At 60.2% G+C, this 16078-nt stretch carries 12 protein-coding genes and 1 pseudogene; 10 read left to right on the forward strand and 3 right to left on the reverse strand.

The window, feature by feature from the left end:
- A pseudogene (locus tag AC1DCM_RS25090) lies at positions 1-97 on the reverse strand (IS982 family transposase); the annotation flags it as partial.
- Between the two features lie 163 nt (positions 98-260).
- Between AC1DCM_RS25090 and AC1DCM_RS25095 the strand changes: the two are divergent.
- Together AC1DCM_RS25095 and AC1DCM_RS25100 are read left to right on the forward strand one after the other, a co-directional pair.
- Complete coding sequence (locus AC1DCM_RS25095) at positions 261-794, forward strand: hypothetical protein (RefSeq protein WP_442015673.1); 534 nt, start codon at positions 261-263, stop codon at positions 792-794.
- Positions 769-1239: a pyridoxamine 5'-phosphate oxidase family protein gene (locus tag AC1DCM_RS25100; RefSeq protein WP_442005523.1), complete on the forward strand. Its 471-nt coding sequence runs from the start codon at positions 769-771 to the stop codon at positions 1237-1239. Before AC1DCM_RS25095 ends, AC1DCM_RS25100 begins: the two co-directional genes overlap by 26 nt.
- Before the next feature lie 68 nt (positions 1240-1307).
- On the opposite strand, the gene mgtA is transcribed toward AC1DCM_RS25100, so the two are convergent.
- The gene (mgtA, locus tag AC1DCM_RS25105; RefSeq protein WP_442015675.1) at positions 1308-3977 is read right to left on the reverse strand and encodes a magnesium-translocating P-type ATPase; all 2670 of its coding nucleotides are present in this window, start codon (positions 3975-3977) and stop codon (positions 1308-1310) included.
- 497 nt (positions 3978-4474) lie between these two features.
- On the opposite strand from mgtA, the gene AC1DCM_RS25110 reads away from it, so the two are divergent.
- Positions 4475-5215, forward strand: coding sequence for a glucose 1-dehydrogenase (locus AC1DCM_RS25110; RefSeq protein ID WP_442005525.1), 741 nt, complete (start codon positions 4475-4477; stop codon positions 5213-5215).
- Positions 5216-5332: 117 nt separating this feature from the next.
- Here the strand turns inward: AC1DCM_RS25110 and AC1DCM_RS25115 are convergent, their stop codons facing one another.
- On the reverse strand, positions 5333-5959 hold the full coding sequence (locus AC1DCM_RS25115) for a TetR/AcrR family transcriptional regulator (protein ID WP_442015676.1): 627 nt from the start codon (positions 5957-5959) through the stop codon (positions 5333-5335).
- A gap of 185 nt (positions 5960-6144) precedes the next feature.
- On the opposite strand from AC1DCM_RS25115, the gene AC1DCM_RS25120 reads away from it, so the two are divergent.
- From AC1DCM_RS25120 to AC1DCM_RS25150, 7 genes are all read left to right on the forward strand, one after another.
- Positions 6145-7497 carry an MFS transporter gene (locus AC1DCM_RS25120; protein ID WP_442015677.1) on the forward strand — a complete coding sequence of 451 codons (1353 nt, stop codon included), beginning with the start codon at positions 6145-6147 and terminating at the stop codon, positions 7495-7497.
- 32 nt (positions 7498-7529) lie between these two features.
- A complete protein-coding gene (locus AC1DCM_RS25125) occupies positions 7530-10196 on the forward strand; it encodes a family 78 glycoside hydrolase catalytic domain (RefSeq protein WP_477520108.1) in 2667 nt (888 codons plus the stop codon).
- 54 nt (positions 10197-10250) lie between these two features.
- Positions 10251-11483: a glycoside hydrolase family 1 protein gene (locus AC1DCM_RS25130; RefSeq protein WP_477520109.1), complete on the forward strand. Its 1233-nt coding sequence runs from the start codon at positions 10251-10253 to the stop codon at positions 11481-11483.
- The gene (locus tag AC1DCM_RS25135; protein WP_477520110.1) at positions 11480-12298 is read left to right on the forward strand and encodes an SDR family NAD(P)-dependent oxidoreductase; all 819 of its coding nucleotides are present in this window, start codon (positions 11480-11482) and stop codon (positions 12296-12298) included. Before AC1DCM_RS25130 ends, AC1DCM_RS25135 begins: the two co-directional genes overlap by 4 nt.
- Before the next feature lie 175 nt (positions 12299-12473).
- The gene (locus AC1DCM_RS25140; RefSeq protein WP_477520111.1) at positions 12474-13478 is read left to right on the forward strand and encodes a LacI family DNA-binding transcriptional regulator; all 1005 of its coding nucleotides are present in this window, start codon (positions 12474-12476) and stop codon (positions 13476-13478) included.
- Between the two features lie 111 nt (positions 13479-13589).
- A complete protein-coding gene (locus AC1DCM_RS25145) occupies positions 13590-14240 on the forward strand; it encodes a TetR/AcrR family transcriptional regulator (protein WP_442005532.1) in 651 nt (216 codons plus the stop codon).
- A gap of 279 nt (positions 14241-14519) precedes the next feature.
- Positions 14520-16076 carry an ABC transporter substrate-binding protein gene (locus AC1DCM_RS25150; RefSeq protein WP_477520112.1) on the forward strand — a complete coding sequence of 519 codons (1557 nt, stop codon included), beginning with the start codon at positions 14520-14522 and terminating at the stop codon, positions 16074-16076.
- Positions 16077-16078 lie beyond the last annotated feature (2 nt).

Raw genomic sequence — 16078 nt, forward strand, 5'->3', positions numbered from 1 at the left:
CCGGCCGGCGAGCCCTGGACACACCCAGGTCCGGCAGCACATGGTCATCCAAATAGACGTAAAGTGTGGTCAGGAGAGTGTTTAGTTGCGTGTTCACAAACTCGGCTTAACACTCTCCGCCTTACTTTAAAAGCTCCCGCGCCCGCCACGGCAATAGGACTTACTCATCTAGTCCATGGATGCGCCCCGGTACCGGAGCCATTCTGGGTGTCGTGATCGGACTCATCCAGGAATTCCGCACCATCATTTAGGAGGAAGACATGACCTTTGTGCTGCTTCTGATCGTTCTGGGCTTCGTAGCCGTGACTTCCATTGCCGGTGGCCTTGCCCTGGCGCTTGGATCCTGGCTCGGGCCGGAACGCCTCGGGCTACCGCCTGAGATACAGCTGCCGGCTGAATACCTGGAGGGGTCTCCCTTCAGCACATACCTGGTGCCTGGAATCTTGCTTGCATTCGTTGTAGGAGGCCTCCACACGGCTGCTTTCGTTTTGCTCCTCAGGCGCAATCCTTTGGCCGGTATGGCAACCGCAGCTGCTGCCTATGGCATCCTGGTATGGATCTTCGTGCAGATGTCCCTGATCCCGTTCAGCGCGTTGCAAGCTGTCTACTTCGGTGCCGGCCTCGCGGAGCTGGGGCTGCTGTTGCTTCTGCTTGGCGTCATTCCACCAGCCGATTGGCAAGGCTCCGCGCGGCGGATCGGAACAAACGCATCCCGTGGCGGGACTTTGGGCCCTGTTAGTCACAAGCGGGCCGCCGTAGGATCGCCGCATGACCGACAAGAACATAGTGCCTGAGGCAGAAGTACTCGAAGCCGACGATTGCTGGAGGCTTCTGGGCGAAACGAATGTTGGGCGTCTCTCCGTGATCGTGGATGGCCACCCGGACATCTTTCCGGTGAATTTCGCCGTGGACAATCGGACAATCGTCTTTCGAACCGGAATGGGGACCAAGCAACAGGCGATGGAAGACGACGCCGTCGTGGCCCTTGAAGCCGACTCAGTGAGCGCCGAGTTCGGCATAGCCTGGAGCGTCGTAGTAAAGGGTGCAGCCGGCGAGGCCGGTACGGGCGGTCCAGCTTTGGATGAAGTCAGACGTGCCCTCTTCCCGTGGCAAGGCGTAGGCCAGGACCTCCTCTACCGGCTAGTCCCCCAATCCGTCTCCGGCAGGCGCTTTGATCTCTCCGCTCCAATGTCGCTTCAAACCCCGCTCGACGACGCAACCCGCGCAGGCTTGGAATAGGAATCCGGCGCGGGGTGATGTGGGGATTCTGGTGGCGAGAAGCCCTGTAGCGACGGGGTGATCAGACGTCAGGGGATGTCCTCCGTCGGCCCGGATAGTTTTGCGGCGATGCTGAACCGGGAGGCCCGCCTGCTGATGTGATGGGTTGCCCGACGCCGAGGAATGGGTAACGCGGCGGCAGGGGATTGTTGCTTGGCCCGGGAGAAGAACCATTTTTTGGCGAACTCCACCATGGTCAGATATACGATCACCATGCCCAGAAGGGCCAGGAAAAACGGTGCCGGTAATGGGTCGAAACCGAGCCAAGGCCCCGTCGCTGTCAGGGGCAAGGCCACTCCCACGGCGACTACGGTCAAGGACGCCACGACCAGCCCGGCCGAAGGCCTGCTGCGAAGGAAGGGCACCTTGCGGGTCCGGATGACGAAGATGATCAGGGTTTGGGTGGCGATTGATTCGATGAACCACCCGGCGCGGAACTCCCCAGGCACAGCATGGAACACTGTCAGCATGAGGGCGAAGGTGGCGAAGTCAAAGATTGAGCTGATGGGACCGAAGAGGAACATGAATCGTCGGATGAAGGCGATATCCCAGTGGGCAGGGGCGCGGAGTTGTTCGTTGTCGACTCTGTCGCTGGGAATGGCCAGTTGACCGGCGTCATAGAGCAGGTTATTGAGCAGGATCTGGCCTGGGAGCATGGGCAGGAAGCTCAACACCACCGAGGCAGTCGCGGCGCTGAACATGTTCCCGAAGTTGCTTGATGTTCCCATCAGGACGTACTTAATGGTGTTCGCGAAGATCCGGCGACCCTCCCTGACACCATCGGCAAGGACGCCGAGGTCTTTGTCGAGCAGGATGACGTCTGCCGCATCCTTGGCGACGTCGGTGGCCGTATCCACCGAGATGCCTATGTCGGCTTTGTGCAGGGCCAGGGTGTCGTTCACTCCATCTCCCAGGAACCCCACGGAGCCGCCGCTCTGACGCAGGGCAGTGATGATTCGTGCTTTATGTTCAGGGGAAACGCGGGCAAAAATTGAGGTGGCCCGGGCTGCGGGGACGAGTTCCGCATCCGACATCCCATCGATGTCGGCCCCGGTAAGGGTGCCCCCGGAGAGCACGCCGACGTCGGCACAAACTTTCTCGGCTACCTTGGCATTGTCGCCAGTGGCAATCTTTACCGTGATCTGCAATGCTTCCAGCTGGTCCAGTGACGCTTTTACGTTGGCTTTGGGCTCGTCCAGGAAGATCAGAAAGCCCGCCAAGGTGAGGTCGTGTTCGTCTGCTTCAGTAACTTCGACCAGTCCAGGGACCTCACGGTAGGCGACCGCCACGACCCGGGATCCTGCCTGGAATTGTTCATTCAGCGTCGCCAGCACCGCGGGTGTTGGCGGCCCGCAGAGGGTGAGGACTTCTTCCGGGGCGCCCTTGGTGATCAGCAGCCTCCGGCCTGCGTTTTCGTGGACCAGCACGGTGGTACGCCGGCGTTCGTGGTCAAAGCTGATCAGGTCCAGGCGCTTGAAACGTTCAGGGTCAAGCTTGGCCGCTTGAGGGCTGGACCAAAGGGCGGCATCCAGTGGGTTCTGTCCGGCAGTTGAACGCTTAGCCGTGGTGTAATCCGACTCTGTGGACAGCAACCCCAGTGTGAGCAGATAATCCTTTGAAATCGGCGAGGTCGCTGGAAGTGCGTCGGTCAAGCTGATCCGGCCCTCTGTCAGCGTCCCGGTCTTGTCGGTGACCAGGATGTCCATGTCGCCCAGGTCTTCGATGCAGACGAGCCGTTTGACGAGTACCTTCCGTTTGGCCAGCAGCCGTGTGCCGGTGGCCAAACTGGTGCTGACGACAGCCGGGAGAAGTTGGGGAGTGATACCGACAGCGATGGCCAGTGAGAACAGCAGGGATTCGATGATCGGTCGTTGGAGCAGCAAGTTGGCTATGAAAATCAAGGTGGTCAGGCCGATGGCGACCTGCAGCAGGAGGAATGAGAAACGCCTAAGCCCGATCTGGAACTCCGTCTGCGGCTGACGTTCTCCCAGTCCAGAGGCGATGCGGCCAAATTCGGTGCCGCTCCCAGTGGCCACCACGACGCCGGTTCCACCGCCGGAGTGTACGACGGTGCCCATGAATGCGCACGACATCAAATCTCCCAGGGCTGCGTTATCCGGTGCGGGAGACGGGTCTTTCAACGCCGGTAGGGACTCCCCCGTGAGAATGCTCTCATCGCACAGCAGATTGTTCGTTTCCAGCAGCCGAATGTCCGCAGGAATGATTGTTCCCAGTCCCAGCTGAACGATATCGCCAGGGACGATGTCCGTCACGTCCACTGGAAGGGTCCTGCCATCCCTAAGCACCAAAGCCTGATGGGTGATCTGTGAGTGCAGGGCTTCCGAGGCACGTTCGGCCCGGAATTCACTACTGAAGCCCAGACCAACGCTGGCCATCAGAATTGCACCAATCACTATCGAGTTGGTCACGTCCCCCAGGAACATCGATACAGATGCTGTGACGAGCAGCAAGATCAGGATTGGGCTGGCGAGCTGACGCCCAAGCACGGCCCAACCGTTGGCCTTATGTGACAGGACAGCGTTAGGCCCCACTATGGCCAGGCGGGACGCGGATTCCTGATCCGATAATCCTGACGTGCCCGAATCAAGCTGGTTCAGGACTTGATCAGCGTCCAATCTGGCCGCGCCCATAATGGGAAGCTGAAGGAAGCTCCTCTCCCGACCATCAACAGAGGTCATGCCAGGTCCGTTCCCTTGGTAGCGGTCGTATTATAGACAAAGACCCAGCCCTCCTGGAAGAAAATCCAGCACAGGCCCGGTCGCGACTGCCGTCATAGCTGGAGTCTGCCACTTGGTCGGGATCCTGGGAACAGCAGGCCGCCGACTCAGTCCCCAACGCTGCTCGAACCTCTGAAAGCTCCCTCTCCAAGTCCAATTTTCCCAACGGGTTCCGTCGCGCCAGCCATTACCGCCGACCCAACCGGAGATATTCAAATGAGGCAACAAATGCCGCTTGGGGTCTGGAATTGAGCCACCGATCGGTGACCTTTAGCCCTATTGCCGGTTGCTGCTCAGGGTCATTCTTGGACTGGGACGTTCGCAGCGAGGAGGCATTCCGTCTCGGAGCATTGTGCCGTTTGCCCGCCGTAGCCTTGGGCTGGGGTGTTCACTCCGCCCGAGACCGCCGTGACGTCGCGTAGTGCTGTGTTCAGTGCCATGGACCGAAGGAGCATCAGATGGAACGAGTCATCGACAAAGTAGCCCTTGTGAGCGGTGGCGCCAGGGGGATCGGGGCTGCAATCGCAACGCGGCTGCACGGTGAAGGAGCGAAGGTCATCATCGGGGATGTTCTGGACGATGAAGGAACGGAGTTCGCCGCTCATCTCGGATCCGGGGTGCGGTATGTTCACCTGGACGTGACCAGCCCCCAGGACTGGCAAAATGCGGTGCAGGCTGCTGTTGAGGAATTCGGTGGCCTGAACATTGTGGTGAACAACGCAGGTATCGTGAACTTCGCCCCGATCGAGGACTACACGCTGGAGCAGTGGAACGCGGTGCTGGCGGTGAACCTAACCGGGACGTTTAACGGGATCAAAGCGGCAATCCCGGCCCTGAAAGAGGCACGGGGCGGGTCGATCGTGAATATTTCATCAATAGCGGGGCTGCGAGGCTACGAAGGGATTCCCGGATACAGCGCCTCGAAATTTGGGGTTCGGGGGTTGACGAAGAGCGCAGCGTTGGACTTGGGCCGCCATGGCATCCGGGTCAATTCTGTTCACCCCGGCGTTATTTCCACACCCATGACGGCTGGGATGCCGATAGACATGAGCCACACAGCACTGGCCAGGATAGGTCATCCCGGGGAAGTGGCCGATCTCGTCCTGTTCCTGTCCTCAACCGAGGCATCCTTTGTCACCGGCGCCGAATTCGTCATCGATGGCGGAGACACCGCAGGAACCGTGAGCGGCGGTCAATAACTCCCGGGCCACCGGCTCCTTGCCGGGCTTTCGGCAGACGAGCTCCGTGCACTTGAAACCGGCCTGCGGGCTGCAAGTCGCGAGCTGCGCAGCAACGCGTGAGCTGCCGCTGACTAGCTAAGCTTCTTCCGGCGTGTCGATGAACCGCATGAGCGTCTCCAGAAGGTGCAGTGTTTTCCGATGAGGGTCCAGGAGGAATTGAATCCGGAGTCCGTCGATCATCGCCATCACCATGGTGACTTTGTCGTCAGCGGTGAGCTCCGCACCGTCCTCCGCAGTGGCGAGCCGCTTGCTGGTGAAGTAGTCGCGCATTCGCTCACGGCGAGCGATGAAGAAGTCATGCGCGGGATGCTCGGGGTTGGTAGCTGCGATGGTGATGGACAGCCAATTTCGCATGTGGTCAGGCCGCGCAAATTCCTCTTTAAGAACACTGCTCAACACCAACTCCCGGGGCACCTTGGATTGCACAATGCGCTTGGCCAGCTCGGCGTCGTCGGCATCCCGCTCGGCAAGGGCGGCGAGGAGAAGATCATCCTTGGTGGCGAAGTGACGAAGCAGGGCCGCGTGAGTGACGTTGGCGCGTGCGGCGATATCCCTGAGGCTTGCCCGCTCATAGCCGTGTTCAGCGAAGCTGGCCGAGGCCGCGCGCACGATCTCCGCGCGACGAGCCGGCGTTGTTGCGTACGGGCCACGCCTACCGGAGCTGACTTTCTTCCCGGTCTCCTGCTCAGAAGTGGTAGTCACGAACAGCCTTCTCTCACGACGGAAAATCTCTTTTTTGCGTTGGGTCTTGTCAATTGTAACCACTGTGACTACTATTCACGAATAGTAACCATTGTGGTTACCTTTACTGGTACCCGACCCCACCGTCGTCCAGTCCTCGCCTGCGATGCCGCAGGCGACCAACTACCTTTATAGAGGAGTCATTGGTGACTACTGATAAGCACGGGGCTCCCCGTCTCGCCGGCGGCATTGCAGCCGCCGAACCATCGCCGGGCAGTCATCTGCCAGTCGGCCCCCTCGAACATCCAGAGCTCACGGAAGAGCCCCAGACTCCCGTGAGCAAGGGCTACATTCTGTGGCTGATGCTGGCCAGCTTCGGCGCATCAATCGCAATGATGGTGCCCCTCTCCTATGGCATTGCCGTTCGGATCACCGAACTTGCTCCCGGCCAGGAGCAGATGCTCGGCTTCATCACAGGGACAGCGCAGGGCATCTACCTGGTTGTCAGCCCCATCATCGGCATTTGGAGTGACCGCACGCGGTCCCGCTTCGGCCGCAGGGCTCCTTTCATCTTCCTGGGCACGGGTGTTGGCCTGGCCGGGTTGGTGGTCATGGGCCTCGCCCCGAACCTCCTGCTGGTGGGTGCGGGGTGGGTCCTGGGAATGTCCGGTTGGTCCATTTCCGGTGCCGCCATACAGAATCTGATGGCTGACAAGTTACCCGACGGCCAGCGCGGTCGGGTCTCCGCCCTGACGAGCCTGATGACGCAGATTGCTCCCGTCCTGGGCATTGGCGTTGCCTACGCTGTTTCTTCGAATACGCTCCTGGTGTTCGTCGTCCCGGGCGTGATCGGCGCCGTCCTCCTGGCACTCTTCCCGCTCATCAAGCCGGAAGGAAGTTCAAAGAACATCACGGTGGACAACCGGGTCACCTTCCGCTCAGTGATCGCAAGCTACGGATTCAGTATCCGTAAATACCCCGACTTTGCATGGAACTGGCTGGGCCGATTCGTCTTCTTCATGGGCTTGTATTTCAACACCACTTTCGGCACGTTCTTCTACGCCCAGCGGCTCGGGCTCCCCGTGAGGGAAGTGGCTGGCGTTGTGGCGACGATTGGAATGCTCGGCGTGGTGGCTGCTGCCGCCGGTGCACTACTGGGTGGCTTCCTTTCTGACAAGCTCAAGCGACGCCGCCTGTTTGTCCTGATTGCCGCAGTTCTCTTTGTGGGTGGAGCCTTGGCTGAAGCCTTCGCATGGTCGCTCCCCCAGCTGATCATCGGCGCAATTCTCATGCAGACTGCCATCGCCGTATTCGCGACGGTAGACCAGGCCATCGTCTTCGCGATTCTGCCCAACCGCACCGAAACGGCACGGTACATGGCGGTGGTTGCCTTCGCCCAGAAGATCCCAAGCGCCGTGGCCCCCCTGGTCGCCTCCGTGATCATCACCATCGGCATCACTGGAGCGGACAAGAACTACACCTTCCTGTACCTCTCGGGCGCTGTACTGGCGCTGATCGGTGGGCTCGTCATCGCGCTCAAGGTCAAGTCCATTCGATAACGCCCGCATCGGCAGAAGAAAGAAGAAAAACTATGGGCGAAGTGCCCTATGACCTCATCGTGGACAGCGGCGGAGACCAGTTTCCGGTCACCCGCCCATCACCGAGGCTCTCGTGGAAGATTCCCGCCGACGTTGCGGCATCGGCTTACGAGTTGGAAGCAACGGTCGACGGCGTGGCGCAGCCGACATCGACGACGGCCAGCCGCCTGTACGTTTCATGGCCCTGGCAGGAACTCCGCAGCCGCCAGCGCGTCACCTGGCGCGTACGGGTCGCAGAAAAGACGTCCGAATGGTCGGCGTGGTCTGCTTTTGAAACAGGTCTTCTCGCCGGCGACTGGACGGCTTCCTGGATTTCCCCGCTCGAGCAAGAGGACAAGCCATACGGCCAACGGCCTGGGCATGTTCTTGCCACGGAATTCATCGTGGACGCCGAGATAAAGTCGGCGCGTCTCTACGCCACAGCCCTTGGTGTCTACACCGCGGCGATCAACGGAGAACGGGCCGGGACCGCGGAACTGTCCCCCGGGTCGACGTCGTACGACCATACTCTCTACGCCCAAGCGTCGGACGTGATATCCTCGCTGTCCCCCGGACTCAACAGGCTGGCCATTGAACTGTCCGACGGCTGGTATCGGGGTCAAGTGGGTGCGTTCCGCCACCCCGCCGATTGGGGAACTACGCTGGGAACCCGTGCGGAACTGCACATCGAACGTGTCGATGGATCACGGCAGATCATCGTGACGGATGGCGACTGGACCAGCACACCGTCCACCACAACACGTGCGGACCTTATGGACGGACAAACGGTGGACTTTACCGCCCCGGCCGCACCGCCGTCGAAAGTCCAGCTCAACGTCGTGGACGCACCCCCGATTGACTGGTCGCCCGCTCCACCGGTGCGGGTCATCGAATCACGAGCGGCGAAAAGCGTTAACGAAGTAAGGCCCGGCGTGTGGATTGCGGACTTCGGTCAGAACGCCTCCGGATGGATCCGGCTCGAGGACCTCGGGCCGGAAGGAACGCATACTGTGATCGAGTACGGTGAGCACGTTGACAGTGATGGCGACCTCTCAACCTCACACCTGGATTCGCACCGGCCAGGAGAACCAGCAAGGATCTTCTCCCAGCGCGACGAAGTAGCCGCGGGCGCGCCTGGCCAAGTCTTTGAACCCCGCCACACCGTCCACGGTTTCCAGTACGCGCGCATCAGCCGCAACGGAGCACGCCCGGACCCGTCAAAGCTCAGCATGCAGATTGTGCACAGCGACCTCCCCAGCACGGGTGAGTTCGCGTGCAGTAACGAGGACCTGAATCAACTTCATCGCATCGGACAGTGGAGCTTCCTGGGAAATGCTGTGGATGTTCCTACAGACTGCCCAACCCGCGAACGCCTGGCGTGGAGTGGTGACTACCAAGTGTTTATTTCCACAGCAACGCGCTTGAGGGATGTGCTCGGGTTCAGCCGGAAGTGGTTGAGATCGGTGCGTGACGACCAGCTTGCCGATGGCCGCATTACGAACTTCTCCCCTGACGGCCGCGGCATCAAGAACCACGTGGACGATCAGTTCGCCATGATGACCGGATCTGCCGGGTGGGGAGATGCGATCGTCACTGTTCCTTGGGAGTTGTATGAGGCCTACGGAGATGAAGCCGTTCTCGCCGAGAACTGGGATTCAATGCTCCGGTGGGTCCGGTGGGCGCTGGAAATGGCACGCACAACGCGCCATCATGCACGGGCAAAGGCATCCCCCGAGCCTGAGCCGTACGAGCAATATCTGTGGGATGGCACCTTCCATTGGGGTGAATGGACGGAACCCAAGGAACGCGACGCCGATGGACGCTTGATCGACCCCGTCCAGGACAACCCGATGGCCTGGTTCATGGAAGACAAGGGCGAGGTAGGTACGGCCTATCTTTACCGCTCGGCCGCAACGCTCGCCCGGATTGCCCGCGTCCTCGGACGATCCGCAGAGGCGACAGAGTTTGAGGAGGTTTCGGGCGCTGTTCGCGATGCTTGGCGTGCAGCATATCTGCGTCCCGACGGAACAACCGACGCCGACACCCAGGCCAGCTACGTCCGGGCCCTCGCGTTCGGCCTGCTTCCCCGACAATCACGCGAACGTGCCCTCGAGCGGCTGGTGGAACTCATCCGCTCCGCAGACACACACCTGGGAACGGGGTTCCTCTCAACGGGCTACCTGCTCCCGGTCCTGGTTGAAGCCGGCAGGGCCGACGTCGCCTATGAATTGCTTCTTCAGCGCACATCGCCGTCGTGGCTGTACATGGTGGACAAGGGCGCCACCACTATCTGGGAATCCTGGGAAGGAATCGACAACAACGGCGACGCCCATGATTCGCTGAATCACTACAGCAAGGCAACCGTGCTCCGGTTCCTGCACGAGCACACCCTTGGATTGCGCCAGGCCGAGGGCTCAGTGGCCTGGCACTCCATCGTCATTGCCCCCACGCCCGGACCGTCGGTTACGTGGGCCAGGGGCTCTCATGAAACACCCAACGGCACCATTACCGTCCACTGGCAACTCGATGGTGACGAGCTCCGCATCGACGCCGACATCCCCGCTGCGACGACCGCCCGGATCATCTTTCCCGACGGATCCGAATACACGGCGGGGCCTGGCAGGTTCCGCGCCGCAGCGCCCACGGCTTTGCACGGCATCAGCGTACCAAGTCACGCCTGAGACACCTTCAATCCGCCTGCAAGGGCATCACACCTTTCAAGAAATGAGAAACCCATGACAACTTTCCCTGCCAATTTTCTCTGGGGCGCCGCAACCGCCGGACACCAAATCGAAGGCAACAACGTCAACAGCGACTGGTGGGCACGCGAACTGACCATGCCGGGCATGGAACTCTCCGGCGACGCGTGCGATAGTTACCACCGCTACCGTGAGGACATCGATCTTCTTGCCGACGCAGGCCTGACCTCGTACCGTTTCAGCCTCGAATGGTCCCGGATCGAACCCGCGCCCGGCGCCTTCTCCAAGGCCGAACTCGCCCATTATCGCCGCATGATCGAGCACTGCTTCGCGCGGAACGTCACCCCCGTGGTGACCTTGCAGCACTTCACCACTCCCCAGTGGTTCGCGAACGACGGCGGCTGGTTGGCTCCGGACGCATCGGAAAAGTTCCAGCGCTACGTCAAGGAAACCACCACCATCCTGGACGGCGTGGAGTGGGTCGCGACCATGAACGAGCCCAACATGCAGGCAGCGATCATGACAGCAATGCGCCGAATGCAACTGGCCGAGGGCGGCCAGTGGCAAAGTCCAACCGTCGAGGGCACTGAAGAGACTAAACAAACGCACAGCGACTTCCTGACCTACGCCGATCCGGAAATAGGAAGGACGTTCACCGCCATCCACCACGCTGCCAGGGAGATTATCCGCGCCCACACCGACGCGAAGGTGGGATGGACCATTGCTGCCGGTGCGCTCACCGCTGCCCCTGGCGGGGAAGAAAAGCTGCTGGAGATCCGCTACGGCAAAGAAGACGTCTACTGGGAAGGGAGCCGCGGCGATGATTTCGTCGGCGTTCAGGCCTACTCCAGCCAGCAAGTCGACGCCAACGGGCTCGTCCCACATCCGCCGCACCCGGACAACACCCTGGTGGGCACGGCATACCGGCCCGACGCCTTGGCCATGGCAGTGCGCCACGCCTGGGAGATTACCGGGGGCGTGCCCGTACTTGTCACGGAGAACGGCATCGCCACAGCGGATGACCAACAGCGGATCCGCTACACCACAGAGGCACTGCAGGGCTTGGACCAGACCATGACCGAAGGAATTGACGTGCGCGGCTACCTCCACTGGTCCCTGTTGGACAACTTCGAGTGGGGGCACTGGGAACCGACGTTCGGCCTGATCGCCGTTGACAGGGAAACTTTTGCCCGCACACCAAAGCCCAGCCTCGCCTGGCTTGGCCGCGTCGCCCAGAGCAACCAGCTCGACGTCGAGGTTTCCGCATGACGACCGCATTCGCCGATGCCTCGCTCACCCCCGTCCAGGACCTGCTTTCCCTGACCGGACGCAGGGCCGTCATTACCGGCGGCGCGCAAGGCCTGGGCAAAGCCATTGCACTCCGCCTGGCAGAAGCCGGCGCGGACATCCTGATCGGGGACGTGAACGCGGACCGAGCCCTCGAGGCCGCTACAGAAATCGCCAACCGCTTCCCCGTACAGGCACTTGGCCTTGGCATGGACGTCACCGACGCCGAATCGGTCCGCCTCAGCGCACTCGAAGCCGTGGAGTCATTCGGAGGAATCGACATCTGGGTCAACAACGCGGGTATCTTCCCCAGCGTTCCGGTCCTGCAGACGACTGACAGCATGTGGGAGCAAGTCTTTGCAGTCAATACCCGCGGCGTTTTCAATGGCTCCCGCGAAGCCGCACGCCATATGTCCATAGGGAAGCACGGCGGGGTCATCGTCAACATCGTTTCCACCGCAGGATTCGGCGGGACGGCACCGGGCTTGTCCGCTTACGTGGGATCGAAACATGCTGTCCGTGGCATCACCAAGCAGATGGCCCTCGAATTTGCCCCACTCGGAATCCGGGTGCTCGGTGTAGCCCCAACCTTTGTGCCAACCGAGGGCAACATGGCCGCCGCAGCTGAGCACGCCCCCGCAGATGGGACAGCGGCCATGGACGTCATGACCAACAGCCTCATTGGTCGGATCGGAACGCCGGACGACATCGCTCGCGTGGTCCTGTTCTGCGCCAGCGACCTGTCCACCATCATGACCGGCAGTACGCTCCTGGCCGACGCAGGCCAGACCATCTAACGCCAGCAGGATCACCCTCCAGCCAGGCACGTGCGCGGCAGCAAGATGCACACGTGCCTGGCTGGGCGCAGCACTGTGCTGTCCTCCACTGTGCTGGTGTTCCGCTGTGCTGGTGTTCCGCTGTGATGTGCTCCACCGTGCAAGGAAGTGAAGAGTGCCGTCCGACGAGACAATAATGCAATCGAGAACAGCCAAGGCAACTATCTATGATGTAGCGCGGCAAGCCGGCGTTAATCCATCAACAGTTTCCAGGGCACTCAATAATCCCGAAAGAGTCAATGCCCGCACAAGACGTTTCATTGAAGCAACGGCAAATGAACTCAATTTTCAACTGAACCATGCCGCCCAAGTACTGCAGACAGGATCAACAAAGACGCTCGGGCTAATTGTTTCAGACGTCACCAATCCAACCTTCTTTGGCATTCTTCGCGAGGCAGGAAGAGTCGCGGCACAACGCGACTACACTGTGGTTCTGGTAAATGCAGCCGAGTCCCCGAGCAAAGAGCTCGCTTCGGCCAATCGAGTTATCAATGCCGTGGACGGGCTGATTTTGACCAGCCCTCGCATGAGTGACACTGATATTCAGCTTCTAGCCAAGACCACACAGGTAGTCGTGATAAACCGAGAGGTAAATGGCATTAGTTGCGTCATCCCTGATCCAGACAGGGGTGTTAGCCAGGCAATCCGCCTCTTGGCAGGGAATGGGCACAAAAAGGTCCTCTTCGTCGCGGGGCCGGAACTGTCCTGGATGTCCGCGCGCCGATGGGACGCCATCTCGGCCGCCTGCGAGTGGTGCCATCTCGCAGCCGAACGCATCGAGTCGGCGGCACCAAGCGTTGACGGGGGCAGGCGAGTCGCACGGGCCGTCATGGCCTCGGGAGCAACGGCCGTCATAACCCACAACGATCTGCTGGCGATTGGCCTGATGCACGAACTCCAAAACGCGGGAGTTGTCATACCCGATGCCCTCAGCATCATAGGCTTTGACGATATTTTCGGCGCAGACTTCACCACGCCGTCATTGACAAGCATCAGGTCCCCGCTGGGGCAGTGCGGATCGTTGTCCGCCGGCCTGGCCCTGGCCTCCCTCTCCGGCACTGTTCAAGACCCCCAAACCCTGCCCTTAGACACCGAATTGATCATCCGGGGGTCTGCGGGACCTTGGAAGGGAGCCCTATAAAACTGAGTGATGCTCCCTTTTTACAGCCAAACTCTCTTTGGCGACCCTTGAAGGTAGCTCAATTTCAGGAGTCCTATGGTGTAACACTCAATTTTGGACTACCGTTAGTGCATGGACTCGACAACAGCCCCCCGGAAGCGGTACGCAAAAACACTTGAGCGCCGGTCTGCCGTAGCCCGGGCCGCCCTCGACATCGTCCTGGAGAAGGGGCATCGAGCTTTGACCACGGCGGAGGTGGCAGCGCGGGCCTCGATGAGCGAGACCGCCATGCTCTACCATTTCCCGACGCGCGACCACATTCTTGTCGCGGCCATGGAGCTGGCCGATGAGGATTATCGCGCCATCCTTACGGCCGAGTTTCACGTTATCGATGGCGGGAAGGCCGACTGGCCTCCACCCGCAATGGCTCACCTGACCCTGGATGACCAAGCTACGACCCGCCTGTTCCTCGCGTTAAGCGCAGAGGCAGTCAACCCCGAACATCCGGCCCACGCGTACCTGAAGGCCCACCATGAGCAGGTGATTTTTGAGTTCACTGAAGGAGTCAAAAGACGCCAGGCCAAGGGAATTGCTGATCCCAAACTCGATCCGGACAGGGTTGCCCGCCAAATGATGGCCGCATGGAGCGGTCTTCGCATGCAATGGCTTATCGACCCTTCCCTGGATCTGACGGCGGCAGTATCACAGTCATTCCTTGCCCTTAACGGTTACCCACTCATGAAGTTCAAACAAGAAATGACTGAATTCATGTCGCAAAGCTGATCTCAACAGACCACAAACTTCACCGCAGGATTTAGCAAGACAAGACCGCCCCGAATTCCGGACACTTTATTTCTGAATTCACGGTGGTCATTTGGAGTACCCGAAATGCAACAGGATTTCAGCGCAACATTAACTTTTTTTAAATAATGGCAATCGGTTGCCTTTTCGCTTTTCTAGTGCTTTGCTAGTGATATCGGTCACCCCCGACTAAATGGCCCAAACAATGGCCCCCCAAAAATCTCCAGAAGCTTTTCCTCAATGACAAAGGAGTCTCAAGACATGTTCCCTGTCTTGTCCCGAACCACATCACTGACCCGTGCGGCAGTAGCCTCCGTCGCGGTCGCAGCGCTACTCTCCACGGCGGCGTGTTCCTCTTCCGCGCCGGCGTCGGAACCTACTAATTCCTCACGCAACGAGGAACTCAGCATTGCCGTTCAAGCCCAGCCGGCTTCGTTGGACCCGGCCCAGCTCGCTGAAGGACAGCAGTCCTACATCTGGGCATCAATTTTCGACACCCTTCTCATGGTGGACAAGGACAACAAGATCCGTCCCAACGCGGCTGAGAGCTGGAAATATTCTGATGACCTGCGCACGCTGACCCTCAAGCTTCGCAGCGACCTGAAGTTCAGTTCCGGAGACGCCGTCACTTCCAAGGACGTAGCCGCAACCTTGGAGAGGACCAGGACGACACCGGGCCAGCAACAGCCCAAGCTCGCCAAGGTGTCCTCCATTTCCGCCCCCGATGCGTCGACAGTAGTTATTCAGCTTTCCGCTCCGGAACCATCGCTGCTGAACTATCTGGCGCAAGCCACAGGCGTCATTGGTGACGCGGACACGTTGGCGTCCGACACCACCAAACTCCGCCCAACTGGCTCCGGACCCTACGTCCTCTCGGACAAGACTGTGGACGGCACCGAGTACGTCATGGAACGCCGGGATGACTACTGGAACGCCTCGGCCTATCCATTCAAGACCGTGAAGGTCAAGGTCATCCAGGACAGGACCGCCCAGTACAACGCGCTCCAGGCAGGGGAAGTAAAGGCAGCCCTGATCCAGGCCCCGCAACGCAAGCAGGCCGAAGGTGCAGGATTCGCAGTCAAGGAGGTGCAGGCTACGGCCGCTCTCGTTCTCGTCCTGGCCGACCGGAAGGGAGAACTCGTTCCTGCCCTGGCCAATGTAAAGGTCCGCCAGGCTATCAACATGGCCTTTGACCGGGCACAGGTGGTCAAGGCCCTCCTCAATGGACTGGGTAAGCCCACGGTCCAGGTGTTCGACCCCAACAGTGGAGCATACGATCCCGGACTTGAAGATGCCTACAGCTTCGATCCGGCGAAGGCACGCAGGCTATTGGCTGAGGCAGGATACGCCGACGGTTTCTCCATGACGATGCCAAGCACGGTGATCTCCCAGTCCTTCGAGCCGGTGATCACGCAGGCTCTTTCGGACATCGGGGTGAAGGTGACGTGGGAACCTGTGCCTCCGCAGAATACGGCATCATCAATTGCCTCGAAGAAGTATCCGGCGGTTCTTTGGTTCTACGGACTCAACAGTGCAGGCCGTCAGGTGGGCGACATGTACGCTCCTGAAGCCTTCCTCAACCCCTTCAAATGGCAGGACCCTGAATTCGACAAGCTGCTTCAGTCCATTGCCACCGAACCAGACGATACAGCCCGCGATGCTCTGTATAAGAAGGTCAACGAATACACCGTGAAGCAGGCATTGAACGCGCCGATCGCCTACGTAGGCACGCTCTGGGCGACAGCTCCGGGCATTGATTTCCTCCCTACCGGGGTGGTTTTGCCGACCGTACGTGACTTCGGCGTATCTGGAAAATAGGG

The sequence above is a fragment of the Paenarthrobacter sp. 10N417 genome (assembly GCF_056394745.1).

Bases quoted from the DNA above. Each gene is read 5' to 3' on its own strand.
- AC1DCM_RS25095 (WP_442015673.1), top strand. From the start codon at position 261: ATGACCTTTGTGCTGCTTCTGATCGTTCTGGGCTTCGTAGCCGTGACT.
- AC1DCM_RS25100 (WP_442005523.1), top strand. From the start codon at position 769: ATGACCGACAAGAACATAGTGCCTGAGGCAGAAGTACTCGAAGCCGAC.
- mgtA (WP_442015675.1), bottom strand. From the start codon at position 3,977: ATGACCTCTGTTGATGGTCGGGAGAGGAGCTTCCTTCAGCTTCCCATT.
- AC1DCM_RS25110 (WP_442005525.1), top strand. From the start codon at position 4,475: ATGGAACGAGTCATCGACAAAGTAGCCCTTGTGAGCGGTGGCGCCAGG.
- AC1DCM_RS25125 (WP_477520108.1), top strand. From the start codon at position 7,530: ATGGGCGAAGTGCCCTATGACCTCATCGTGGACAGCGGCGGAGACCAG.
- AC1DCM_RS25130 (WP_477520109.1), top strand. From the start codon at position 10,251: ATGACAACTTTCCCTGCCAATTTTCTCTGGGGCGCCGCAACCGCCGGA.
- AC1DCM_RS25135 (WP_477520110.1), top strand. From the start codon at position 11,480: ATGACGACCGCATTCGCCGATGCCTCGCTCACCCCCGTCCAGGACCTG.
- AC1DCM_RS25140 (WP_477520111.1), top strand. From the start codon at position 12,474: ATGCAATCGAGAACAGCCAAGGCAACTATCTATGATGTAGCGCGGCAA.
- AC1DCM_RS25145 (WP_442005532.1), top strand. From the start codon at position 13,590: ATGGACTCGACAACAGCCCCCCGGAAGCGGTACGCAAAAACACTTGAG.
- AC1DCM_RS25150 (WP_477520112.1), top strand. From the start codon at position 14,520: ATGTTCCCTGTCTTGTCCCGAACCACATCACTGACCCGTGCGGCAGTA.